20 protein-coding genes are annotated in these 23550 nt (G+C 55.1%); all 20 read right to left on the bottom strand.

What is annotated here, in order from left to right:
* Positions 1-5 precede the first annotated feature (5 nt).
* Complete coding sequence (locus tag ABLV75_RS08850; RefSeq protein ID WP_004104053.1) at positions 6-1049, bottom strand: fimbrial protein; 1044 nt, start codon at positions 1047-1049, stop codon at positions 6-8.
* A 19-nt stretch (positions 1050-1068) separates the two neighbouring features.
* Complete coding sequence (locus ABLV75_RS08845; protein ID WP_032734290.1) at positions 1069-3618, bottom strand: fimbria/pilus outer membrane usher protein; 2550 nt, start codon at positions 3616-3618, stop codon at positions 1069-1071.
* 30 nt (positions 3619-3648) lie between these two features.
* Positions 3649-4311 carry a molecular chaperone gene (locus ABLV75_RS08840; RefSeq protein WP_004104055.1) on the bottom strand — a complete coding sequence of 221 codons (663 nt, stop codon included), beginning with the start codon at positions 4309-4311 and terminating at the stop codon, positions 3649-3651.
* 62 nt (positions 4312-4373) lie between these two features.
* Positions 4374-4910, bottom strand: coding sequence for a fimbrial protein (locus ABLV75_RS08835; protein WP_004104056.1), 537 nt, complete (start codon positions 4908-4910; stop codon positions 4374-4376).
* Positions 4911-5335: 425 nt separating this feature from the next.
* Positions 5336-5887: a tyrosine-type DNA invertase gene (locus ABLV75_RS08830; protein ID WP_004104057.1), complete on the bottom strand. Its 552-nt coding sequence runs from the start codon at positions 5885-5887 to the stop codon at positions 5336-5338.
* Between the two features lie 215 nt (positions 5888-6102).
* Positions 6103-7560: an NADH-quinone oxidoreductase subunit NuoN gene (gene nuoN / locus ABLV75_RS08825; RefSeq protein WP_004104058.1), complete on the bottom strand. Its 1458-nt coding sequence runs from the start codon at positions 7558-7560 to the stop codon at positions 6103-6105.
* 6 nt (positions 7561-7566) lie between these two features.
* Positions 7567-9096, bottom strand: a complete 1530-nt coding sequence (nuoM, locus tag ABLV75_RS08820) for an NADH-quinone oxidoreductase subunit M (protein WP_004104059.1) — start codon at positions 9094-9096, stop codon at positions 7567-7569.
* Between the two features lie 163 nt (positions 9097-9259).
* Positions 9260-11101, bottom strand: a complete 1842-nt coding sequence (gene nuoL, locus ABLV75_RS08815) for an NADH-quinone oxidoreductase subunit L (protein WP_004104060.1) — start codon at positions 11099-11101, stop codon at positions 9260-9262.
* Positions 11098-11400, bottom strand: a complete 303-nt coding sequence (gene nuoK, locus ABLV75_RS08810; protein ID WP_004104062.1) for an NADH-quinone oxidoreductase subunit NuoK — start codon at positions 11398-11400, stop codon at positions 11098-11100. Before nuoK ends, nuoL begins: the two co-directional genes overlap by 4 nt.
* On the bottom strand, positions 11397-11951 hold the full coding sequence (nuoJ, locus tag ABLV75_RS08805; RefSeq protein WP_004104064.1) for an NADH-quinone oxidoreductase subunit J: 555 nt from the start codon (positions 11949-11951) through the stop codon (positions 11397-11399). Before nuoJ ends, nuoK begins: the two co-directional genes overlap by 4 nt.
* A 10-nt stretch (positions 11952-11961) precedes the next feature.
* A complete protein-coding gene (nuoI, locus tag ABLV75_RS08800; protein WP_004104066.1) occupies positions 11962-12504 on the bottom strand; it encodes an NADH-quinone oxidoreductase subunit NuoI in 543 nt (180 codons plus the stop codon).
* 14 nt (positions 12505-12518) lie between these two features.
* Positions 12519-13496, bottom strand: a complete 978-nt coding sequence (nuoH, locus tag ABLV75_RS08795) for an NADH-quinone oxidoreductase subunit NuoH (RefSeq protein ID WP_004104068.1) — start codon at positions 13494-13496, stop codon at positions 12519-12521.
* On the bottom strand, positions 13493-16219 hold the full coding sequence (gene nuoG, locus ABLV75_RS08790) for an NADH-quinone oxidoreductase subunit NuoG (RefSeq protein WP_004104069.1): 2727 nt from the start codon (positions 16217-16219) through the stop codon (positions 13493-13495). Before nuoG ends, nuoH begins: the two co-directional genes overlap by 4 nt.
* A 155-nt stretch (positions 16220-16374) precedes the next feature.
* On the bottom strand, positions 16375-17712 hold the full coding sequence (gene nuoF / locus ABLV75_RS08785; protein WP_004104072.1) for an NADH-quinone oxidoreductase subunit NuoF: 1338 nt from the start codon (positions 17710-17712) through the stop codon (positions 16375-16377).
* Complete coding sequence (gene nuoE, locus ABLV75_RS08780; RefSeq protein ID WP_004104075.1) at positions 17709-18209, bottom strand: NADH-quinone oxidoreductase subunit NuoE; 501 nt, start codon at positions 18207-18209, stop codon at positions 17709-17711. Before nuoE ends, nuoF begins: the two co-directional genes overlap by 4 nt.
* Before the next feature lie 2 nt (positions 18210-18211).
* Positions 18212-20020, bottom strand: coding sequence for an NADH-quinone oxidoreductase subunit C/D (gene nuoC, locus ABLV75_RS08775; protein WP_004104077.1), 1809 nt, complete (start codon positions 20018-20020; stop codon positions 18212-18214).
* A gap of 86 nt (positions 20021-20106) precedes the next feature.
* Positions 20107-20781, bottom strand: a complete 675-nt coding sequence (nuoB, locus tag ABLV75_RS08770; RefSeq protein ID WP_002913178.1) for an NADH-quinone oxidoreductase subunit NuoB — start codon at positions 20779-20781, stop codon at positions 20107-20109.
* 15 nt (positions 20782-20796) lie between these two features.
* Complete coding sequence (gene nuoA / locus ABLV75_RS08765) at positions 20797-21243, bottom strand: NADH-quinone oxidoreductase subunit NuoA (RefSeq protein WP_004104081.1); 447 nt, start codon at positions 21241-21243, stop codon at positions 20797-20799.
* 389 nt (positions 21244-21632) lie between these two features.
* Positions 21633-21848: a hypothetical protein gene (locus tag ABLV75_RS08760; protein ID WP_142473059.1), complete on the bottom strand. Its 216-nt coding sequence runs from the start codon at positions 21846-21848 to the stop codon at positions 21633-21635.
* Between the two features lie 46 nt (positions 21849-21894).
* The gene (locus ABLV75_RS08755) at positions 21895-22821 is read right to left on the bottom strand and encodes a LysR family transcriptional regulator (RefSeq protein ID WP_004104083.1); all 927 of its coding nucleotides are present in this window, start codon (positions 22819-22821) and stop codon (positions 21895-21897) included.
* Positions 22822-23550: the final 729 nt, after the last annotated feature.

The raw sequence follows: 23550 nt of genomic DNA, 5'->3' as shown, positions 1-23550 counted from the left end.
TCCTGCTATTCGATTTCTGCTTGAATGGTTGCCGTCGCCGTAAATCCGCCGCCATCGGGTACATTCCCGGTGGTATTAATCGGATAGATTTTCATGGTCGTGTCCCCTTTCTGGGTCGCGTAATTCAGATTGACCGGCAGCATTCCGGATATAACGGGGATTTTGACACCAGTAATATTTTCTATACGAACCGCAATATCACTATTTGTGGTCGCCAGCGCGGTACTGTCATTCGTATCCGCCGTTCCCTGGAAGGAAAGCGCAATTTTTACCCCTGAGGAAATATTAGTACAGGCTACCGTCATATTGACAACATGCGGCGTAAAGCCCGTCGGCATCTGACCTGAAGTTTTAAAGTTATTCGCGGCAATATCGCCGAAGTCGATATTAATCGGCTGACCGGTATTAATCTCGCAGGACTGCGGTACTGTTACCGAGCCGCTCATTGAGATCTGCGTGAGAGGAATACTGCTATAGCTCCCCGTTTTCCGCGACCCGTAAACGTTCAGGATCACCGTTGGCGGGATCGTCACCTGACCGACGAACGGCCGGGTAAAGTAGAGCGAGATATATCCCACTGAACCGGTATTAAACAGCGTACCGCCCGGATTACAGGCATAACCCTGATTATTTAGATTGCTTTTATCCTGAATGGGCGTCGGTAAATACTGATTCACCCCGCCGGCAATAAATAGCTCGCTGGCGATTTCCAGGTATTTATTCAGCTGATAATAATTCAAGCCGCTTCGGGTTTGCGTCGCGACTAATCCCGGAACCGTGGCTCGAAAATACGTAGTACCAGTAACATCGCTACCGCAATCACATTTCGCCTGATAGGTTCCCCCGGTAGTCCAATGGTACAGACGAGGGAACGCCATTCCGGCCTGGTTTTGCGAAGGGTTAGTAAAAGTTTCAATAAATGAAAAGCTGTCCTGGAAAGGAGCTCCGCCATTACCCGTATTCTGACACCAGCCCGTTTCCGCCATAGTCTGCGACGATATCGCCAGCGCCGCCAGACCGGTCAGTAATCCCCATGAAAATCGTTTCATTGTCTCTGCATCCTTTCGATTAACGGCATAGCCCCTGGGCTACGATAATGCCGGTGAGGCTTTTCCCTGACGGCAGCGCATACTGGACCCGGCAGCGATCTTGCGCGCTGGCCCCCCACTTCACGTTAAGTACGCCGCTAGATTCCAGCCCGGTCAGATAGACCTGGCCGCTATCGCCAACGATAAAAGCTTGCTCAGATGACGCGGCTCCAGGAATGCTGACCATGGCGCCAAAAGGCACCGGCCGCCCGTTATCCTGACGCACCGTCATCAGCACCCGGCTACCGACGCTGGTAGCGTAATTAGCGCGCACTACCGCCCCGCGGGTTGGCACCACCGTTTGCGTCGTTAGCTCAAGGTCGACATCATCCGGCATCGTGCTGGTATCAAGCGTTAAGGTGTTTTTACGATACGGCGAGGTGTAAGGCACCAGGGCATAGCCCCGCCAGTCGGTTCTGACGCCGGTCTGGTTGTTGATGCCAACGCCAGCGGCGCCCGGGGCTTTAACTAAAGCGAGGGTTTCACCAAATGGCTGCCCGAGCGTCAGCCCATTCTCATGCGCCAGAACTCCGCCGCGCAGGGCGTAGTTAAGGCGGTGGCTATATTTATCATGACTGTAGCCGCCGGTCAGTTCCGCGTAGGTCGCACGCCAGTCGGCGTTAACGCTGCCGCTCTCCCCTCTTCCCTGGCTGGTGTAACCTTCCTGTACGCTCCAGCTCAGGTTGTTACGCTCCAGCAAGGTACCGGAGAGGCCCAGGTTGTTGGTCGTGGAGCCATTTTTGCTGCTGTTAAGGGAGTAGTTGGCATAGACCGGATTAGGTAGCCATTCGCCCAGCGGTATGCTGATGCTTAAGGCGAACAGATGGTCTTCATCATTACGTTTACCGGTGTTCTGATCGGTGGTATTGCGATTGTAGCTATAGTTCATGCTATAGCTGATGCCGCGCCAGCTATTGTTGTAACCGACGCCCACGGACTCCATGGTACGACCAGTGCTCCAGTAGTCCTCGCGAATATAGCTTAGCGATAGCGACCCCATCTCATCGCCAAGACTCTGGCTGATCGTCACCTCTCCCCGGTTGCGCCGCCGTTCCACTGAAGGCGTATAGGCGTCATCGCGATAGGTATCCAGCACCTCCTGCATATCCCAGTAACCGCTGGTGGCATAGCGATATCCTGCCAGGCTGACGTTGGTCCCTAATCCCGGAAGATCTTTGCTGTAACGAAGACGAACCGACTGACCGCTCTCTTTATCTTTATCCTGGCGATTCGACCAGGCCTGGGTAACGTCGGTCGACACGGCTCCCAGTTCGCCGAGGTTTTTGCCCATACCCAACGCCAGCGACTGATATTTGCTACTAAACTGACCGCCGCCGTACAACGTCCATCCCCATGGCAGACCGTAGATGGCCGTTGCCTGAGAGAGAGGCGTCTCGTCAATACTGTTGTCGTAGGCGCGATACACCCCAGTAGTTACGCTATATTTCAGACGCCCTTCACGCTGCAGAACGGGGAGTGAAGCATAGGGCACGATCAGGTTCTGCTCGCTGCCATCGGCCTCTTTGATAGTCACCGACAGATCGCCAGACCCCCCGGTCGGATACATATCGGTGATTTCAAATGCCCCGGGGGAGACGTAGGTCTGATAAATCTCATAGCCGTTCTGGCGAATAATGACCTGGGCGTTAGTCCGCGCGATCCCGCGCACAACCGGCGCATAGCCGCGCAGGCTTTCCGGCAGCATATCGTCATCGGAAGCCAGCATCGCTCCGCGAAAGGGAATGCCTTCAAAAACGTCGGCGTCGGTGCTACTGTCGCCCAGCGTCATCACCCCTTGCAGAGCATTAATATTGCGCTGCGCATAGGTGTAGACCGTATCCCAGCTGTTACTCGACTCGCCGCCGCCGCTGCTGCGGGTCCAGGTCGTGTAGTTACGCAAACGCCACGGTCCGATGTTAATACCGGGACGGAGGTTAACGTATTGATTATCGCTATCCGGCGTGTCGTTCTTGCGCGACCAGTTGTTGGCTCCGCTAAAAGCGTAATTCAGCAGCAGCGCCGTCACCCCGTCATCCCACTGTTTAGGATCGACCCAGCCCCGGGCTGCGCTGGACACTGCCGCCTGAGGGAAGCTTAATAACAGCCGCTGTTGGCTGAAACGAAACTCGGCTTTCGCCTGCGGTATGACGCTCATATCCGCACAGTTTGCTGACTTTCGCCCTAAATCTGGAAATCGGGAGACGCGCACGCCCCATTCCGCAAGCTCTTCGACCTTCAGGCACGGCTGCAGTTCCGTTTTCCCGGCGCCTTCCCCCTGCTGAAAAGTCACATCGCGGGTATCCATAAAAACGTTATTAAGGTAAATATCCACCCGATAGCTGCCCGGCTGCTGGCCTCCGACCTGCTCATAGGCTGATAAATCCCTGATGCCCGTCTGAGGTCCATCCATTTCCAACAGGGCCGGGTTGAAAACATCCCGCGCCAGGACCTCGTCACACAGCGGTAACAGCGCAACGGCCAGAGCTCCGGCTATCCGGTTAAGCCGCCATTTTTTATGATTATTTTTCATTTTCTCTGGAACTCCCTGGCCAGACAGCCTCTACAAATTAGCGCGGTGCTGCGCGCCGATTCCGCCGTAATCGTTAATCAGCTTCCACTGCAAAGCGCCGGCGCTACCGCGCGGTAGTTCAAAGCGCGCCGTTTCCCCTGGCCCCACCCAGTTGGCGTCCTTGACTTCGGCCCCGCCTATTTTGACCTCGGCGAAATTCATATAGAACGCGGTCGGATTGGTTACCTGGAGCGTGTTACCGCTACGCGCCCAGCGAAGCTGTTCCGTTACCATCTCCGGCGAACCCACGACGGATTTAGGTCGATAGATGAGTTTGATGCGCGTTTTGATCGCGATCTGCAGGGTGTTGGCCCCGGCTTTCGCTTGCGAAGAAGGAATCGCTTTGATGTTCATCCAGAACATGCTCTCTTTGTTTTCCGGCAGGCCGCCGCTATAAATCACCCGCAGACGGGTTTGCTGCTCGCCATCCAGGCGAAATAAAGGCGGAGTCAACAGAAAAGGGGCGGCCCCCTGCGCAGCTTCAACCCAGCTTTGAATGAGATAAGGCGTAGCATCGGTATTGGTAACGCTCAGAGAGGACTCTTTTTTGCCCCCGGGATATATCAGGCGAGTGCCCCCGGTGACGACGCCCGCATGTGCCGCAGCGCCCACTAACAGCCATCCAGCCATTAGCACTTTCAGGTATCGTTTCATCTCCAGCTCCCTGGAAAAGCGAGCCACGCAGGGCTCGCTAACACTGTCATACAAACGGAGAATCAGTTGTAGCTGATAGTGAAGTTCGCGCTACCGTCTGCCTTACCGGCAACCACTGTGGTATCAGTCTGGATATAACGAACGCGGAACGGCAGATCGATTTTGCCGGTAGCCGGAATATTCAGGCTGGTGGAACGGGTGAACAGCGGCAGGGTATTGTTGTTGCTGCCATCAACCAGCTGCAGGGCCACGCCTTCGGCAACGTCAGGATCGGTACCGGCGCCGGTCAGCTCCAGTTTTTCATTATCACCGTTGACGTTAGGGCCGGAGAACAGTACCGATGCTTTGGCGACGGTCGTCGGGCAGTTTTCCAGTTTGATCGAGAAATCCTGTTCAGCCGCAGTAGAACCGGTACCGCTAAACGCGGTCTTGGCAATCTGCCCCATATGAACTTCCAGCGGGTTGGTCATGTCGTTAACCACGTCACAGCCAGCATCGATGATTTCGCCGAGAAACTTCACCTGACCGTCATCCGCCAGCGCAGCACCAGAGAACGCCGCGCAACCGGCAACTACAGCAGCAAGTAATGTTTTTTTCATGATTTATCCTTTTCAATGCAGTCAATGCATTAATTTAAAAGCGCAATACTGAGCGCATCCTTTTATTTACGCTTGATATTAATAACGTTTCAAAACATTGACCCATGAATGGATATAATATTTTGAAGTGGTCATTTTGTATCAATTTGACCACTTCAATTAATTGAAATATAAATTGCCAGGGAAGGCATATTTGATTTTATATTTGCCAGGTGAAACCTTAATAAACACGATAAAACACTAAGGGTCGAAAGGAGAGACAACTCATGCATTAAACTAATTTAAATAACCCCAAGAATAAATGACACTAATATATAATTTAAGCATATGAAAAACATAACAAAAAATATTGTTAATCATAAATTGACATTGTTACCACCTGTGGATAGCATAGGAGACAGTTTGATACAAAATGACTATTTCATTTACCAAACCTCTCTAAATCTTGCATCATTACTTGCTGTATAAATGACCGTATGCTGAATATTCCTGTGCCCGAGAAAATCCTGGATTAATCGCGTATCGACACCGTTGTTAGCCAGCGCAAAACCGCAGGCGTGGCGCAGCATATGGGGATGAGCGCTGATCTCCAGCTGGGCGACAAGACTCAGGTTCTTCATCATCTGATATATTCGCTGCCGGGATAAAGGTTGACCATTGCGCGATAAAAAGAGCCAGCCGGAATGATTACCGGGATAATCCTTACGCACGCGCAGCCATTCATTAAGAACTTTCACCTCTTGTTTATATATGGGATGGGTCGTTGAAAAGCCATTTTTTAACCGTCGAATATAAATAACCCCGCTTTGAATATCGATATCCGAGAGCTTCCAGTGACGAATTTCACTCACCCTGCATCCATGATTAAAACACATCCACAATAAACAGACATCGCGTTCCGGGTTAGCCCCCCGCCTGGCTGCATCAACCAAACGCTGAACTTCACCGACAGTCAAATGCTTACGCCTTGTTTTCATTCACTTTCTCCATCTACAGAACACAACAGTGTGCGTATCAATAATAGTACGGAAAATAAGAGGATGAGTGGAAACGTAAAGTGAGATTAATATGATAAAAAGCATGAATAATACGAAAAATAGGCAATATTAAAGAAAATTCCCATCGCTTGCTGGTAGAGATAAAAAAAGGACCGCCGAAGCGGTCCTTGTTCGTTCCCAATCTGCGTGCAGCATTACATCAGCGGCGTCGCCAGCTGTACGATGTTGATGAGCGGTTGCGGCCACACGCCGAGCACCAGCACCAGCAGCGCGGAGATCAGCACGACGATGCCGCCGGCGCTGTACTGCCAGTTAGACGGCGCATCGCGATTCAGTTTCTCCGGCGCGCTGAGGTAGAGGCTCACCGCCACGCGCAGATAGTAGTAGAGGCCAATCGCCGAACCCACGACCACCGCCCCGACCAGCCACCACAGGTGCGCATGCACACCCACCGCCAGCACGTAGAACTTACCGATAAAGCCCAGCGTCATCGGGATACCGGCAAGAGACAGCATCATCACCGTCATCACCGCCGACAGAATAGGTCGGTGCCAGAACAGGCCGCGATAGGAGTAGAGCGAATCCGCATCCGGTCCGCGATACGGGCTGGACATCAGGCTCACCACGCCGAAAGCGCCGAGGCTGCTGAACAGATATCCGGCCAGATAGACGCCCACCGCTTCCATCGACATCTCACCGCTCTGCAGGGCAATCAGCGCCACCAGCAGATAGCCAAGATGGGAAATGGAAGAGTAGCCGAGCAGACGTTTGATGTTGGTCTGGCTCAGGGCCATCAGGTTACCAAAGATAATCGATGCAAAGGCGATCAGACCCAGTACCACCCGCACTGCCTCGCTGTCACCCACCGGCATGTAAAGGAACAGACGCATGACCACACCGAAGATAGCAATCTTGCTGGCGGTGGCCAGAAAGGTCGATACTGGGGCAGGCGCGCCCTGGTAGACGTCCGGCGTCCACAGATGGAACGGCACCAGCGACAGCTTAAAACCAAGACCGACAATCATCAGGCCGAGACCGGCCAGCAGCAGCGGCTCATGCAGCATGCCATCCGTCAGGCTCTTACCGAGCGCCAGGAAGGAGAGGTTACCGGAATTTGCATACACCAGCGCCATACCGAACAGCAGGAACGAAGAGGCAACGGCGGACAGGATCGTATATTTGATACTGGCCTCCAGCGAACGTTTCTGGCGGAAAGCGTAGCCGACCAGGCCAAACAGCGGCAGCGAAATCAGTTCAATGCCGAGGAACAGCGCCGCAAGATGGTTCGCGCCCGCCAGCAGAATGCCGCCCAGCGCGGCAATCAGCACCAGCAGATAGAACTCTTCTTTATTGTCCTTGTAACCCTCAAGCCACGGGTAGGCAAAGGTGCAGGTTGCCAGGCTGGCCAGCAGCACCAGGCCGGTATAGAGCATGGCGTAGCCGTCAACGCGGATCAGCGGCGTGACGTCCATCGCCCCGTTCTGGCCTACGAACCAGAGTGAGATCAGCGCGGCGTTAAGGCCGAGAACCGACAGCGTGGCATTAAGGAAATGATTGCGTCGCCACGCAATGGAGAGCATCACAACCACCACCGTCAAGCCGACGATCAGCAACGGTAGCAGTGCGATCAGTTGTTGTGGAGTTATTGTCATGGCGAATTACGGCCTTGTAGTAGAAACAGAATTAACAAACCACTGCTGAATGTTGCTCATCGCAGAGTGCGAGGTGTCCAGAATCGGCTGCGGGAAGAAGCCCAGCAGCACCAGCAGAACAACCAGCAGCAGGATGATCGACAGTTCACGCAGGGACATTCCCGGCAGCGCTTTGGCGGCGATTTCGCTTTTTGCTTTACCGAAGTACGCGCGATGCAGCATCGACAGCGAGTATACGGAAGCGAACACCAGACCAAAGGTAGAAATAACGGTAATCACCGGCACGGTCTTATAGCTACCGAACAGAATCATAAATTCGCCGACGAAGTTACCGGTGCCCGGCATCCCGAGGGTCGCCACCGCAAAGAACATCGACAGCGCCGGCAGCCACTTAATTTTGCTCCACAGACCGCCCATCTGGCGCATATCGCGCGTATGCAGACGCTCGTAAAGCTGACCGCAAAGGATAAACAGACCGGCTGCTGACAGACCATGAGCGATCATCTGAATCACCGCACCCTGGTAAGCCAGCTGGCTGCCGGTGTAGATAGCAATCAGCACGAAGCCCATATGGGAGACGGAGGTGTAAGCGATCAGACGCTTAATATCGTACTGGCTGAAGGCCATCCACGCGCCGTAGAAAATACCGATCACGCCAAGCCACATCGCGATCGGCGCAAATTCGGCGGAAGCGTTCGGGAACAGCGGCAGCGCAAAGCGCAGCAGGCCGTAGGCCGCGGTTTTCAGCAGGATCCCCGCGAGGTCAACGGAACCCGCGGTCGGCGCCTGAGAGTGCGCATCCGGCAGCCAGCCGTGCAGCGGAACCACCGGCATTTTTACCGCGAAAGCGATAAAGAAGCCCAGCATCAGCAGGTATTCCACGCCGTGCGACATCGGCGTCTTCAGCAGCTCTTCATAGTTGAAGGTCCATACGCCGGTAGCGTTGAAGTGCACAAACGCCAGCGCCAGGATGGATATCAGCATCACCAGACCGCTCGCCTGGGTATAAATGAAGAACTTGGTTGCCGCCGTGATACGCGTTTTACCGTCGGAAGCCTTATGGCCCCACAGCGCGATCAGGAAGTACATCGGCACCAGCATCATTTCCCAGAAGAAGAAGAACAGGAACAGGTCGATAGCCAGGAATACGCCGATCACGCCGCCGAGGATCCACATCAGGTTAAGATGGAAAAAACCCTGATATTTCTCGATTTCGCGCCATGAACAGAGCACCGCCAGCACGCCGAGCAGCCCGGTCAGCACCACCATCAGCAGCGACAGACCGTCGATAGCCAGATGAATGCTAATCCCGAATCGCGGGATCCACGGCATCACGAATTCCGACTGCCACTGCGGAATACCGGTAGATTGCGTGAGAGAATAGCCGCCCTGCATCCACAACTGCAGGCCAAGCAGAAACGTCAATCCCATAGTGATCAGCGCGATCCAGCGCGGCATCTTCACGCCAAAGCGTTCAGTCTGCCAGCACAGGAAGCCGCCGATGAAGGGAATTAATATTAGCCAGGGTAATAACATGGCGATCTTTATTCCTTGTTAAAGTCCCGTTCAGGACCGATTTTCAACGAATTCTCACAGAAAATTCACTTCGGATTGCGGGTGTTATTGCCCGGCAGCGCTATGCTTGCCGGGCCTACTGCTTGTAAGTCGGGTTAACCGACAACGCCCACAATCCTCAAACTCAGCGCAATACCATCAGTAACGCCAGCACCACGACAGCGCCAATGCCCATTGAAGCCACATACCAGCGCAGATAGCCGTTCTCGCTTACCACCAGGCCTTTACCTGCGAAGCGGGAAAGGATCGCCGGAATGTTCATCAGCGCATTCAGCGGATCGCTCTTCAGCAGCCACGCCACGCCGAGGAACGGCTTGACGAACACTTTGTCGTACAGCCAGTCAAAGCCCCAGGCGTTGTACCACCAGGTCCCGAGCAGACGACCCGGCGCGCTGTTGGCAATCGATGTGACCAGCGTGCGTTTACCCAGCCACAGCCAGGCGGCAATCAGAATACCGGCGATGGCAATCACTCCGGAGGCAATCTCCAGGGTCATGACGCGTCCATGCTCAAGCTCGGTGGTCTGCGGCAGTACGCCATCCAGCGGCGGCACAATCAGCGCGCCAACGAAGGTTGAGAGCACCAGCAACACAATCAGCGGCAGATGATGGGTAATCCCCTTCCCTGCGTGAGCATGAATTTGTTCTTTGCCGTGGAACACGATGAAAATCATACGGAAGGTGTACAGGGAGGTCATAAATGCCCCGACCAGACCGGCCACCATCAGATTCAGATGACCGTTCGCCATCGCGCCCGCCAGGATCTCATCCTTACTGAAGAAGCCTGCCGTCACCAGCGGCAGTGCGGACAGCGCCGCGCCACCCACCAGGAAGCAGACGTACACCAGCGGAATAGACTTACGCAGGCCGCCCATCTTGAAGATATTCTGTTCGTGGTGGCAGGCGAGGATCACCGAGCCGGACGACAGGAACAGCAGCGCTTTGAAGAACGCATGGGTCATCAGGTGGAAAATCGCCGCATCCCACGCCTGCACGCCGAGCGCGAGGAACATGTAGCCAATCTGGCTCATGGTGGAATACGCGAGTACGCGTTTGATATCGGTCTGCACCAGCGCGGCGAAACCTGCCAGCACCAGCGTTACCGCCCCAACGATCCCGACGAGATGCAGAATTTCCGGGGTCATCAGGAACAGGCCATGCGTGCGCGCAATCAGGTAGACGCCGGCGGTCACCATGGTGGCGGCGTGGATCAGCGCGGAGACCGGCGTTGGACCAGCCATCGCGTCCGCAAGCCAGGTCTGCAACGGCAGCTGCGCAGATTTACCCACCGCGCCGCCCAGCAGCATCAGGGTTGCCCACATCAGCATGTTATTACCGGCGGCAAAGTGCGCAGGCGCCAGCTCAACCATTTCGCGGAAGTTCAGGGTGCCCAGTTCGTTGTAGAGAATGAACAGCGCGAACGCCAGGAACACGTCGCCGACGCGGGTCACTACGAACGCTTTCATTGCCGCCGCGCCGTTCTTCGGATCGGTGTAGTAGAAACCGATCAGCAGATAGGAGCAGAGGCCCACGCCTTCCCAGCCGAGGTACATCAGCAGCAGGTTATCAGCGAGCACCAGAACCACCATGCTGGCGATAAACAGGTTGGTATAAGCGAAGAAGCGGGAGTAGCCCTCTTCACCGCGCATATACCAGGAGGCGAACATGTGGATCAGGAAACCGACGCCGGTGACCACGGACAGCATGGTCAGAGAGAGACCGTCCAGCACCAGGTTGAAGCCAACATTGAAGTCGCCCACCGACATCCAGGTCCACAGCGGAACGCTGACCGCCTGTTTGCCGTTGGCAAAGAAGTCGACGCCGACAAACGCCGTCGCCAGCGCCGCCAGACCGACCGAACCCACCCCCACGGTGGCGGATAAATTCTCCGACCAGCGTCCGCGAGAGAAGGCCAGCAAAACAAAGCCAATCAATGGCAAAAGAATGGTTAGGGTAAGCATGTTCATCCGCGCAACTCACTTACTGAATCGATGTTCAGGTTCTGGCGACGACGATGGAGCTGCAGCAGCAGCGCCAGGCCGATACTCGCTTCCGCGGCGGCGAGGGTGATGGCGAGGATATACATTATCTGGCCATCGGTCTGGCCCCAGTAGCTTCCTGCAACCACGAAAGCCAGCGCCGCGGCATTGATCATGATCTCCAGGCTAATCAGCATAAACAGCAGATTGCGGCGGATAACCAGCCCCGTCAGGCCGAGGACAAACAGGACAGAGGCGAGGATCAGTCCATGTGTTAAGGGGATCATGCGTGTTCCTCCGTTTTTCTTTTATCGCTGTCGTTCGGGCGGTTGCTCAGCACTTCCCCGGCGCGCTCTTCGCGGCCGATATGGAAGGCAACAACCAGGCCCGCGAGCAGCAGCATGGAGGCCAGCTCCACCGCCAGAACGTACGGACCAAACAGCGCAATACCGACCTCTTTGGCGTTAATCGCCGCACCGTCAATTCCCTGATCGTTAATACCGAGGATGGCGTAAACGATAACCACCAGCAGTACCGCAGAGAGGATGGCGGGGCCAATCCAGATCCCGGGTTTCAGCCACTGGCGCTCCTGCTCAATTTCGCTGCCGCCCAGATTGAGCATCATCACCACGAACACGAACAGCACCATAATGGCCCCGGCGTAGACGATAATTTCCAGCGCACCGGCAAAGTAAGCCCCTAGCGAGAAGAACACCCCGGCAATCGCCAACAGCGAAATGATCAGGTACAGCAGCGCATGCACCGGATTGGTGTGGGTGATCACCCGCAGGGTAGCGAGGATGGCTATCAGGCCACAGATATAAAAAGCGAATTCCATTGCCCTCTCCTTACGGTAACAGGCTCTTGACGTCGATAGGCTTAGCTTCGTTCTCTGCTTCGCCCTTATCTTTGCCGTCGATTGCCATACCCGCCATCCGGTAGAAGTTATATTCCGGGTATTTACCCGGACCGGAAATCAGCAGATCCTCTTTTTCGTACACCAGATCCTGACGTTTGTATTCGCCCAGCTCAAAGTCCGGGGTCAACTGAATCGCCGTCGTCGGGCATGCTTCTTCGCACAGACCGCAGAAAATGCAGCGTGAGAAGTTGATGCGGAAAAACTCCGGATACCAGCGGCCGTCTTTAGTTTCGGCTTTTTGCAGAGAGATACAGCCTACCGGACAAGCTACCGCACACAGGTTACAGGCAACGCAGCGCTCCTCGCCGTCCGGATCGCGCGTCAGCACGATGCGGCCACGGTAGCGCGGCGGCAGATATACCGGCTCTTCCGGGTACATCCGAGTTTCACGTTTGGCAAAGGCGTGCATCCCGATCATGCAGATACTGCGGACCTGGGTGCCAAACCCTACCAATAATTCTTTTAAGGTCATGGTCAATTCACCCCTTATTGCGCCTGCCAGAGAATGACAGCCGCCGTTACCAACAAGTTGATCAGCGTTAACGGCAGGCATACCTTCCAGCCAAAGGACATTACCTGGTCATAGCGCGGACGCGGTAATGATGCGCGGATCAAAATGAACATCATCATAAAGAACGCGGTTTTCAGCGCGAACCAGATGAAAGGAGGTAACCATGGGCCATTCCAGCCGCCGAAGAACAGCGTCACGATCAGCGCCGATACGGTAACAATCCCGATATATTCACCGACGAAGAACAGACCGAACTTCATGCCGGAGTATTCGATGTGGTAACCGTCAGCCAGCTCCTGTTCCGCTTCCGGTTGGTCAAACGGGTGACGGTGACATACCGCCACGCCCGCAATCGCAAAGGTCACGAAACCAAAGAACTGCGGGATGACGTTCCACAGATGCGCCTGGTTGTTGACGATATCGGTCATGTTGAATGAACCGGCCTGCGCCACTACGCCCATCAGGGAAAGGCCGAGGAACACTTCGTAGCTCAGGGTCTGGGCAGAAGCACGCATCGCGCCAAGCAGCGAGTATTTGTTGTTGCTCGACCAGCCGGCGAACAGCACCGCATAGACCGCCAGGCCCGCCATCATCAGGAAGAACAGGATACCGATGTTCAGATCGGCCACCACCCACGTCGGGCTGACCGGCACGATGGCGAAGGCCAGCAGCAGCGAAGTAAAGGCGATCACCGGCGCCAGAGTAAAGATCACACGATCCGAGAAGCGCGGAACCCAGTCCTCTTTAAAGAACATTTTGATCATGTCGGCGACAAGCTGCAGCGAACCGCCCCAGCCCACGCGGTTAGGTCCGTAACGGTTCTGGAACAGGCCCAGCAGACGACGTTCGCCAAAGCTCATAAACGCGCCGCAGGTGACCACCACCAGTAGAATCACTACCGCCTTAAGGATGCCTAACAGAATGTCGATGAGATCGGGAGTTAACCAACTCATGCTTTCGCCTCCTGCAGAGTATCAATACGCGCTCCGGTCAGCACCGGCGCAATCCCTGGCAAGCCCATCGGTAAGCCAACCTGCCCTGCCGTCAGCCCCGCCGAGATTACCAGCGGCAGGCTAAGCGCCTGGCCATCAACGCTGAAGGAAACCATCGCCCCTTCGTTCACGCCAAGCTTCGCGGCATCTGCCGGGTTGAGCTTAACGTACGGCTGCGGCATACGGCTCTGGAATACCGGAGAACGCTGCGACAGCTCGTCGCTGCCGAACAGATGGTAGTAAGGCGCGATACGCCATTTCCCTTCTTCTGCCTGGAAGCTTGCCGGAACCGCGGTAAAGTACTCAAGACCGCTGGCGGAGGCTTCAATCAGACGCACGCCCGGATCGCCGTGGCGCAGTTTACCGCCCACTTCATCCTGGAACTTGTTCCACGCCTGAGGGGAGTTCCAGCCCGGAGCCCAGGCAAACGGAATTTGCGAACGCGGCGCGGACGGCTGGTTGTTCCCTTCCATAGAGAAGGCGAACATGGTGTCTTTATCCTGCGGCTGACGCGGTTCATGCACGCTGATGTTGGCGCGCATCGCCGTACGTCCGCTGTAGCGGTGCGGTTCACGAGCCAGCTTCTGACCGCGAATGCGGAAGGTCGCATCCGGCGCGGCGTCTTTGATCCCGGCCAGCTGCGGCAGGGCGGCAATGGCGGCGTCAATCACGTGGTCCAGCTGCGTCCAGTCAACCTGACGATTGTTCACTGTGCTGTGCAACGAGTGCAGCCAGCGCCAGCTTTCCAGCATCACGGTTTTCGCATCGTAATAGGCCGGGTCGTAAACCTGGAAGAAGCGCTGGGCGCGACCTTCGTTGTTGACCACGGTGCCATCGCTTTCCGCAAAGCTTGCCGCGGAGAGCACCAGATGCGCTTTTTCCATAATCGCCGTTCGCTGATGGTCAACCACCAGCACCAGCGGCGCTTTCGCCAGCGCCGCATCTACGCGGGCGGCTGAAGCGTGGCGGTGCAGATCGTTTTCCAGCACGATAACCGCATCGGCTGCGCCGGTTTCCAGTTCACTCAGCGCCTCTTCAAGCGAGCCGCCGCCGATCATCCCGAGACCAACGCTATTCACTGCCCGGGCGACCATGGTCACGCCAACATCGACGCCGCGGCCTTTCAGGGCTTTCGCCACGTTCGCTGCGGCCTGAATCACCTCGATGCTGCCAGCGTTAGTTCCGGAAACAATCAGCGGTTTTTTCGCTCCGGCTAACGCCTGAACGATCACCTCGATTTTGCCTTTCAGCTCGCTGCTCAGACCTTCGACCGCCGGCGCACTATCGTCCAGCGCGTGGGCAATGGCGAAGCCAAGACGCGCCTGATCTTCCACCGGCGCGCGATAGGTCCATGCCGCAATGTCATCAAGACGGGTGTCGTCGATGTTGGTCACGAACAGCGGATGCTTTGCACGCTGGCCGATGTTAAGGATCGCGGCGATCTGCCAGTCGGCGACCTTCTGCGCCGCCGCCATTTCGCGCGCTTTGCCTTTCACCGCCTGACGCACCGCCAGCGCGATACGCGCGCCGGTCTGGGTAATATCTTCACCGAGGATCAGCACCGCATCGTAAGATTCGATCTCGCGCAGCGCCGGGGTATGAATACCGCCTTCGCGCAGCACTTTCAGCATCATCTGCAGGCGTTCCTGTTCGCCCTTCGCGATGCCGGTATAGAAGTTGTCGGCGCCGACCAGCTCACGCAGCGCAAAGTTGCTTTCAATGCTGGCGCGCGGGGAGCCGATACCAATCACTTTCTTCGACTGGCGCAGAATATCTGCCGCCCCCTGCATCGCCTGCTCGGCGTTAAGGGTAATCAGATCGTCGCCGCGACGCTGAACCGGCTGACGCGGGCGATCTTTCAGATTCACATAGCCGTAGCCAAAACGTCCGCGGTCGCAGAGGAAGTAACGGTTAACGGTACCGTTATAGCGGTTTTCGATACGACGCAGTTCGCCGTAGCGCTCGCCGGGGCTGATGTTACAGCCGATGGAACACTGCTGGCAGATGCTTGGTGCAAACTGCATATCCCATTTACGGTTATAGCGCTCGGAGTGTGTTTTATCGGTAAAGACGCCGGTCGGACAGACTTCAACCAGGTTGCCGGAGAATTCGCTCTCCAGCACGCCGTCTTCCGGGCGACCGAAGTAGACGTTATCGTGAGCGCCATAGACGCCCAGGTCGGTACCGTCGGCATAGTCTTTATAGTAGCGAACGCAGCGGTAGCAGGCGATGCAGCGGTTCATTTCGTGGGAGATGAACGGCCCCAGATCCTGGTTACGGTGGGTACGCTTGGTAAAGCGGTAGCGACGGAAGCTATGACCGGTCATCACGGTCATATCCTGTAAGTGACAGTTGCCGCCCTCTTCGCACACCGGACAGTCGTGCGGGTGGTTGGTCATCAGCCACTCAACTACGCTTTCGCGAAACTGCTTCGCTTCTGCGTCGTCGATAGAAATAAAAGTGCCGTCGGATGCCGGAGTCATACAGGACATCACCAGGCGGCCACGCGTGTCTTCCGCGTTCTGATATTGCTTCACCGCACACTGGCGGCAAGCACCAACGCTTCCCAGCGCCGGATGCCAGCAAAAGTAAGGAATATCAAGACCCAGAGAGAGACAAGCTTCTAACAGGTTGTCCGCTCCGTTGACCTCGTACTCTTTGCCGTCTACATGAATCGTAGCCATTAGCGTGCTTCCAAAGTAAAAAAATCTTTTCCACTTCTTCATTCAGGCGGCCTCTGCGTTGGCTGCCTTCGTTCACCCCGGTCACTTACTGTAGTAAGTCCTGGGGGTTCACTCAGTTGCCGCCTTGATGCAACCTGAATGATCTTGTGGATACATTACCAGCGCGTCTTAAGCAGGTTCGGCTGAATCCCGTTGATTGCATGGGTATTGCTGAACTGCTGTTTAATGCCAGCTTCGAATTCTTCGCGGAAATATTTAATCGCGCTCTGTAGCGGCTCAACCGCACCCGGCGCGTGCGCGCAGAAGGTTTTACCCGGTCCGAGGAATCGACACAGTTGCTCAAGCGTCTCGATATCCCCCGGCTGCCCTTCGCCGCGCTCGAGAGCGCGCAGAATTTTCACGCTCCACGGCAGACCGTCGCGGCAAGGCGTGCACCAGCCGCAGGACTCGCGGGCGAAAAACTCTTCGAGGTTGCGCACCAGCGATACCATGTTGATCTCGTGGTCAACGGCCATCGCCAGCGACGTCCCCAGGCGGCTTCCCGCTTTACCGATGCTTTCGAACTCCATCGGCAGGTCAAGATGCGCTTCAGTCAGGAAGTCGGTACCCGCGCCGCCCGGCTGCCAGGCCTTGAACTTCAGGCCATCGCGCATGCCGCCGGCGTAATCTTCGAGGATCTCGCGCGCGGTGGTGCCGAACGGCAGCTCCCAGACGCCCGGATTTTTCACCCGCCCGGAGAAGCCCATCAGCTTGGTGCCGGCATCTTTACTGGTGGAAATGTTCTGATACCACTCAACGCCGTTAGCCAGAATCGCCGGCACGTTGCACAGGGTTTCAACGTTGTTAACGCAGGTCGGTTTGCCCCATACGCCGGAGCTGGCCGGGAACGGCGGCTTCGAGCGCGGGTTCGCGCGGCGGCCTTCGAGAGAGTTAATCAACGCGGTTTCTTCGCCGCAAATATAGCGCCCTGCCCCGGTATGGACGAACAGCTCGAAGTCAAAACCGGTGCCGAGTATGTTTTTGCCGAGCAGGCCCGCTTCGGTCGCTTCGGCAATCGCCCGGCGCAGATGCTGAGCCGCTTCAACATATTCTCCGCGCAGGAAGATGTAGCCGCGGTAAGCTTTCAGCGCAAAAGCGGAGATCAGCATACCCTCCACCAGTAGGTGCGGCAGCTGCTCCATCAGCAGGCGGTCTTTATAGGTACCCGGCTCCATTTCATCGGCGTTACACAGCAGATAACGGATGTTCATGGATTCGTCTTTCGGCATCAGGCTCCACTTCAAACCGGTGGAAAAGCCCGCGCCGCCGCGCCCTTTCAGGCCAGCGTCTTTTACCGCCGTGACGATTTCATCCGGCGCCATCCCGGAGAGCGCTTTACGCGCCCCGGCGTAGCCATTTTTGCTCTGGTATTCATCCAGCCAGACCGGCTGCTTGTCGTCGCGCAGCCGCCAGGTCAGCGGATGGGTTTCGGCAGTACGAATAATGGTTTTCATTTATACCGCTCCAGGAGGTCAGGAATCGCTTCCGGCGTCAGATAACTGTGAGTGTCCTCATCAATCATCATCGTCGGCCCCTTGTCGCAGTTGCCCAGACAGCAGGTCGGCAGCAGAGTGAAGCGGCCATCAAAGGTCGTTTGACCCGGTTTGATATCCAGCTTCTTCTCGATCGCCGACTGAATGCCCTGGAACCCGGTAATATGGCACACCACGCTATCGCAGTAGCGAATCACGTGACGCCCTACCGGCTGGCGGAAAATCTGGCTATAGAACGTCGCCACGCCTTCTACGTCGCTGGCCGGGATCCCCAGCACATCGGCGATAGCGTAGATTGCGCCGTCCGGCACCCAGCCGCGCTGCTTTTGAACGATCTTCAGCGCTTCAATGGACGCCGCACGCGGGTCTTCGTAGTGGTGCTTCTCGTGCTCAATCGCCTCACGCTCTGCCGCACTCAGCTCAAAAGCCTCGGTTTGTGGTTGTTGATTCTCGTGCATAATTAGCGGTCCACGTCTGACATAACAAAATCGATACTACCCAGATAGACAATCAGGTCAGAGACCAGACTGCCGCGAATGGCGGCCGGGATCTGCTGCAGGTGCGCGAAGCTCGGCGTACGCACGCGGGTACGGTAGCTCATGGTGCTGCCGTCGCTGGTCAGGTAGTAACTGTTAATCCCCTTCGTCGCTTCAATCATCTGGAAGGATTCCTGCGCCGGCATCACCGGGCCCCAGGAAACCTGCAGGAAGTGCGTAATCAGGGTTTCGATATGCTGCAGCGTGCGCTCTTTCGGCGGCGGCGTCGTGAGCGGGTGATCCGCCTTGAACGGGCCTTCCGGCATGTTATCGAGGCACTGCTGAAGAATGCGCAGGCTCTGGCGCAGCTCTTCCACTTTCAGCATCACGCGGGTGTAGCAGTCGGAGACGCCACCGCCGGTCGGGATCTCAAAGTCGAAGTTTTCATAACCAGAATAGGGACGCCATTTACGTACGTCGAAACCGATGCCGGTGGCGCGCAGGCCCGCGCCGGTGGTGCCCCACTCCAGCGCTTCTTTCGCATTATAGGCGGCAACCCCTTTCGAACGACCGATCAGGATAGTGTTGCGTAGCGCGGCTTTCTCATAGGAATCCAGACGCTTCGGCATCCACTCGAGGAATTCGCGCAGCAGGCGATCCCAGCCGCGAGGCAGGTCGTGCGCGACGCCGCCGATGCGGAACCAGGCCGGATGCATACGGAAACCGGTAATCGCCTCCACCAGATCGTAGATCTTCTGGCGGTCGGTAAAGGCAAAGAATACCGGCGTCATCGCCCCGACGTCCTGGATAAAGGTGGAGATGTACAGCAGATGGCTGTTGATGCGGAACAGCTCGGAGAGCATCACGCGGATCACGTTGACGCGGTCCGGCACGGTAATACCCGCCAGTTTCTCTACCGCCAGTACGTACGGCATTTCGTTAACGCAGCCGCCAAGATATTCAATACGGTCGGTATAAGGAATGTAGCTATGCCAGGACTGGCGTTCGCCCATCTTCTCCGCGCCGCGGTGGTGGTAACCGATATCGGGCACGCAGTCGATAATCTCTTCGCCATCGAGCTGCAGAATAATACGGAACGCACCGTGCGCTGAAGGGTGGTTCGGGCCGAGGTTAAGGAACATGAAGTCCTCGTTTTCGGTCCCGCGCTTCATGCCCCACTCTTCCGGTTTGAAGGTCAGCGCTTCCATTTCCAGATCCTGTTTGGCTTTGGTCAGCTCAAACGGGTCAAATTCGGTGGCGCGCGCCGGATAGTCTTTACGCAGCGGATGGCCTTCCCACGTCGGCGGCATCATGATGCGCCTGAGGTTCGGGTGGCCGTCGAAGGTCACGCCAAACATCTCCCAGGTTTCACGCTCATACCAGTTAGCGTTAGGGAACAGTTTGGTGAAGGTCGGCAGATGCAGATCGTTTTCAGACAAGGCAACCTTGAGCATGATGTCGCGGTTGCGGTCTATTGAAATCAGGTGATAGAAAACGGAAAAATCCGCGGCGGGTAAACCGTCGCGGTGCGTGCGCAGACGTTCGTCCATGCCGTGCAGGTCGAACAGCATCACGTAAGGCTTCGGCAATTTCTTCAGGAAATCACCCACCTCAAGCAACTGTTCGCGCTTAACCCAAACCACCGGAACGCCGGTGCGGGTAGGCTGAACGGTAAAGGCATCCGGCCCAAAACGGTTGCGCAGTTCGCCGATCACCGGGTCATCTAGGTGATCGCGGGTTTGCCAGGCTGGTGCGGCGTCATGCGCGGTTAAATCGGTCATATTGTTCACCATTGCAAAAGGTCCGTGGTGACTGCTGGCGAGGCTTCGCGCTGTAGTAGATTGATTTGCGAAGTTTTTATCCCGCCCGCAGGCGCAAGTTAAATCTCGTCCGGAGTCCGCAGATTGGTCACTGCAATACGCTCGCCGCGTTTACGCTCGCGTTCCGACTGCATATTGGCGCGGTACACGCCCTGATCGCCTACCACCCACGAGAGCGGACGGCGTTCTTTACCAATGGATTCCTGCAGCAGCATCAGCGCCTGCATGTAAGCTTCCGGACGCGGTGGACAGCCCGGGATGTAAACATCGACCGGAATAAACTTATCCACGCCCTGGACGACTGAGTAAATATCGTACATTCCGCCGGAGTTGGCGCATGCGCCCATCGAGATAACCCACTTCGGCTCCAGCATCTGGTCATAAAGACGCTGAATGACCGGCGCCATTTTGGTGAAGCAGGTCCCCGCAACCACCATCAGGTCAGCCTGACGCGGGGAGGCACGTAATACTTCTGCACCAAAGCGCGCAACGTCATGCACCGCGGTGAATGACGTCACCATTTCCACGTAGCAGCAAGAAAGGCCGAAGTTATAAGGCCAGATTGAGTTCTTACGGCCCCAGTTCACCATGTCATGCAAGGCGTGTTCGAGTTTCCCCATATACACGCTTTTATTGACTTCTTGCTCCAGGGGGTCGGTTACGATCTCCTGTTTTTGCAGGGGGTAACGGTCGTTCTCACCGTTAGGATCGATGCGGGTGAGCGTATAATCCATCTTATTGCCTCGCTTTTACTGCGTATGACGGTTAGTGGGACTGTCTGTTTCCGGGTTAACCAGCGTGCGACGGGAGCGCGCAGGCGTCCAGTCCAGTGCGCCGATACGAACGAGGTAAACCAGACCAGCCAGTAGCACTAAAATGAAAATTGCGGCTTCCACAAAGCCGACCCAGCCGCTTTCACGGATAGAGGCCGACCATGCGTAGAGATACAGGGCTTCCACGTCGAAAATCACGAAGAACATGGCTACCAGATAAAACTTCGCAGAAAGACGTAAGCGAGCCGAACCGACGGAGTCGATCCCGGATTCAAACGGCGTGTTCTTGCTACGCGCGCGCGCGCGTCCGCCAAGATACCAGCCGCCGACAAGCATCAGGCAGCACAGGCCGATAGCGATGATGAGAAATATAGCGAATGCCCAATGATGAGCGATGACTTCAGTGGATGTTGACATACGCATTGCTTAACCAAAAAAGTGTAGCGCTAAAACCCTCTGCTCTTACTGGCAGATGAACGCCACAGCGTTTCACGGGGAGGAATAAAAAAAATGCCGTGCAAAAAAGCGTCCCTGGGTGATGTGGAAGGCCAGTTGCGGTGGCTTTTTACTCCTTTCATTAACCTTTTGTCAACTTTAACAAAAGTTTTCACAACATTAATTTACATTGGATTTTTTTCATTAACATTAAATGCCCTTTCATGCGGAATAACCTTGCATACTGTTCGGCTTTAGTGTTGTTGAATCGTGTCCGTTTCCGCCGTAAATCAAAATTACCCGTCTATTTTGACAGGATTCAGACACGATTCCTCCCCCTAAGGAGGGGTATTTTCTTGATCTGCGACACGCTTTTGTTAATTCAACCAAGAAAACAGCAACAAACCAGATGGTTTTTTAACATTAGCAGGAAGTATTGAAAGTGCAGAGAAAAGTGGAGAAATGAGAGGAAGAGCAGAACTAAGCCACTGATTTAGATGCAAAGAAACCAACAAAACATTTAATTCATCAATAAAATTTGAAAAAAACGAACCACAGTGGCCATTTTGCAGGTCTGTGGTTCGTTTTTGCACTTACATTTTGTTACCAGTTTTTGTGATGTTTGTTAGCTTTTTCCCTTCAGGAAACAAGGGAATTATCTCCCCCTTCAGGGGTATAAATGCGCTGGCTAGACCATGGCTGGTACTCCGTGCTCAACGACTGGAAAATCGCCTGAGTGAGCTCGCTTGCCTTCTGAGGGTTACAGTTCAACATGTAGTGGGTATCCGGCAGCACCGGTAACCCGTCGCTTCTGCCCGGCACGCGAAACTCCGGGCTCATCATCTCTACCGGCTGCGCGGTTACGCCAAGTCCGGCTTTCACCGCCGCTTTGACCCCAGCCATTGATGACGCCGTATGGGACAGATGCCAGGGAACCCGGGCAACATCGAGTACCGTAGTGATATCTTCGCGAAACGGATCTGCGGCATCCAGCAATACAAGCGGGACCGACTCGCCCTGCGGGAGAACGTAATCCGCCGCGCAGTACCACAGGGTTGGCGAAGTGCGTAGCGTCAGCATTTCCGAACCCTTCGTTGGTCGGGTCGTTAGCGCGAGATCGATCGCCCCATTGTTCAGCATATCTACTATATCGGGATGATTGAGGACTTTAATTTCAAGGGTCAGCTTGGGATAAAAACTGCCGATCCGATTTAATAAGAACGGTAAAATGGTATCCGCTGTCTCATCAGAAGCACCCACTGTCAGCGTCCCCTGGAGGCTGCCGAACATGAGCGACATACAGGCTTCATCGTTAAAACGCAGAATCTTCCGCGCATAGCCTAACAGCTGAATACCCTGTTCTGTCAGGAGTTTATTGCGCCCGTGGCGAGCAAAAAGTTCTTTGCCGACCAACTGCTCCAGCCGCTGCATCTGCTGGCTTACCGCTGACTGAGTCCGGCACACCGCAACGGCGGCAGCGGCAAATGTACTGAGATCGGCGACGGCAACAAAGGTTCTCAAGAGGTCGAGGTCTAAATTTAGTATCGAACGATTTTCATTTATCATATTTGCTTCACTTTCAGGCGGCTAATGCTTACCTGCCTTGTTGATGCTGTGCTCCAGGTTTCCGGCTAATCCTTCAGCTTCGCGTTATCCGCCAGGAGAGAGGCGAATGAACAACTGGACGAACGTTATTGCATTAGAAAGCACTCATCCGCAGCAAATGTGCGGAATTTCTGAGTAATATTTTGTTCGTAGGCCTAAGCGCTTTTAATTACGACGCGCTGGCTTTTTGTGATGTGACGCAAAAAAACAGCCAGCGATGGCCATCTTCGGCATCCTCACGGGCGACAAACTTGCCATAGCCCTCAGGAAGATAACAAAAACCTGCAATAACAATGTATTAATAAAAAGACTAGCTACCGGGTATAGCTCTACGTCCGTATTAACGGCGATATTCTAACCGAAAACCACAATATTTATAAGAGTTAATCAGTATTAACTCAGCTAATTTTAAACGCTTTTCAGAACCTTAATTAAATTAACAAATCTAAGAATATTCCTTATGTAAAATAAAGCTCATTTATCGATTAAATACTTTCATTAAAAATAGCGCGTCAAGTTGTTACAACCTACTGTGTATTGTGAAATAAACGTTCTCATTTAAGAGACGCTTTATTGCGCAAAAAATAATCCGCTCATCCTCCAGGCAGAAAAAACCATATAAACGTTCGCAAAAACACGACATCACACAATATAAGACCAATTATAAAACCAGAGAAGGCATAATGTATA

Source organism: Klebsiella sp. CN_Kp066 (assembly GCF_040065135.1).
Taxonomy (GTDB): Bacteria; Pseudomonadota; Gammaproteobacteria; order Enterobacterales; family Enterobacteriaceae; genus Klebsiella; species Klebsiella oxytoca.
The sequence above is the reverse complement of the archived record's forward strand: the minus strand, read 5'-3'. Positions and strand labels throughout refer to the sequence as shown.

Bases quoted from the DNA above. Each gene is read 5' to 3' on its own strand.
- ABLV75_RS08850 (WP_004104053.1), bottom strand. From the start codon at position 1,049: ATGAAACGATTTTCATGGGGATTACTGACCGGTCTGGCGGCGCTGGCG.
- ABLV75_RS08845 (WP_032734290.1), bottom strand. From the start codon at position 3,618: ATGAAAAATAATCATAAAAAATGGCGGCTTAACCGGATAGCCGGAGCT.
- ABLV75_RS08840 (WP_004104055.1), bottom strand. From the start codon at position 4,311: ATGAAACGATACCTGAAAGTGCTAATGGCTGGATGGCTGTTAGTGGGC.
- ABLV75_RS08835 (WP_004104056.1), bottom strand. From the start codon at position 4,910: ATGAAAAAAACATTACTTGCTGCTGTAGTTGCCGGTTGCGCGGCGTTC.
- ABLV75_RS08830 (WP_004104057.1), bottom strand. From the start codon at position 5,887: ATGAAAACAAGGCGTAAGCATTTGACTGTCGGTGAAGTTCAGCGTTTG.
- nuoN (WP_004104058.1), bottom strand. From the start codon at position 7,560: ATGACAATAACTCCACAACAACTGATCGCACTGCTACCGTTGCTGATC.
- nuoM (WP_004104059.1), bottom strand. From the start codon at position 9,096: ATGTTATTACCCTGGCTAATATTAATTCCCTTCATCGGCGGCTTCCTG.
- nuoL (WP_004104060.1), bottom strand. From the start codon at position 11,101: ATGAACATGCTTACCCTAACCATTCTTTTGCCATTGATTGGCTTTGTT.
- nuoK (WP_004104062.1), bottom strand. From the start codon at position 11,400: ATGATCCCCTTAACACATGGACTGATCCTCGCCTCTGTCCTGTTTGTC.
- nuoJ (WP_004104064.1), bottom strand. From the start codon at position 11,951: ATGGAATTCGCTTTTTATATCTGTGGCCTGATAGCCATCCTCGCTACC.
- nuoI (WP_004104066.1), bottom strand. From the start codon at position 12,504: ATGACCTTAAAAGAATTATTGGTAGGGTTTGGCACCCAGGTCCGCAGT.
- nuoH (WP_004104068.1), bottom strand. From the start codon at position 13,496: ATGAGTTGGTTAACTCCCGATCTCATCGACATTCTGTTAGGCATCCTT.
- nuoG (WP_004104069.1), bottom strand. From the start codon at position 16,219: ATGGCTACGATTCATGTAGACGGCAAAGAGTACGAGGTCAACGGAGCG.
- nuoF (WP_004104072.1), bottom strand. From the start codon at position 17,712: ATGAAAACCATTATTCGTACTGCCGAAACCCATCCGCTGACCTGGCGG.
- nuoE (WP_004104075.1), bottom strand. From the start codon at position 18,209: ATGCACGAGAATCAACAACCACAAACCGAGGCTTTTGAGCTGAGTGCG.
- nuoC (WP_004104077.1), bottom strand. From the start codon at position 20,020: ATGGTGAACAATATGACCGATTTAACCGCGCATGACGCCGCACCAGCC.
- nuoB (WP_002913178.1), bottom strand. From the start codon at position 20,781: ATGGATTATACGCTCACCCGCATCGATCCTAACGGTGAGAACGACCGT.
- nuoA (WP_004104081.1), bottom strand. From the start codon at position 21,243: ATGCGTATGTCAACATCCACTGAAGTCATCGCTCATCATTGGGCATTC.
- ABLV75_RS08755 (WP_004104083.1), bottom strand. From the start codon at position 22,821: ATGATAAATGAAAATCGTTCGATACTAAATTTAGACCTCGACCTCTTG.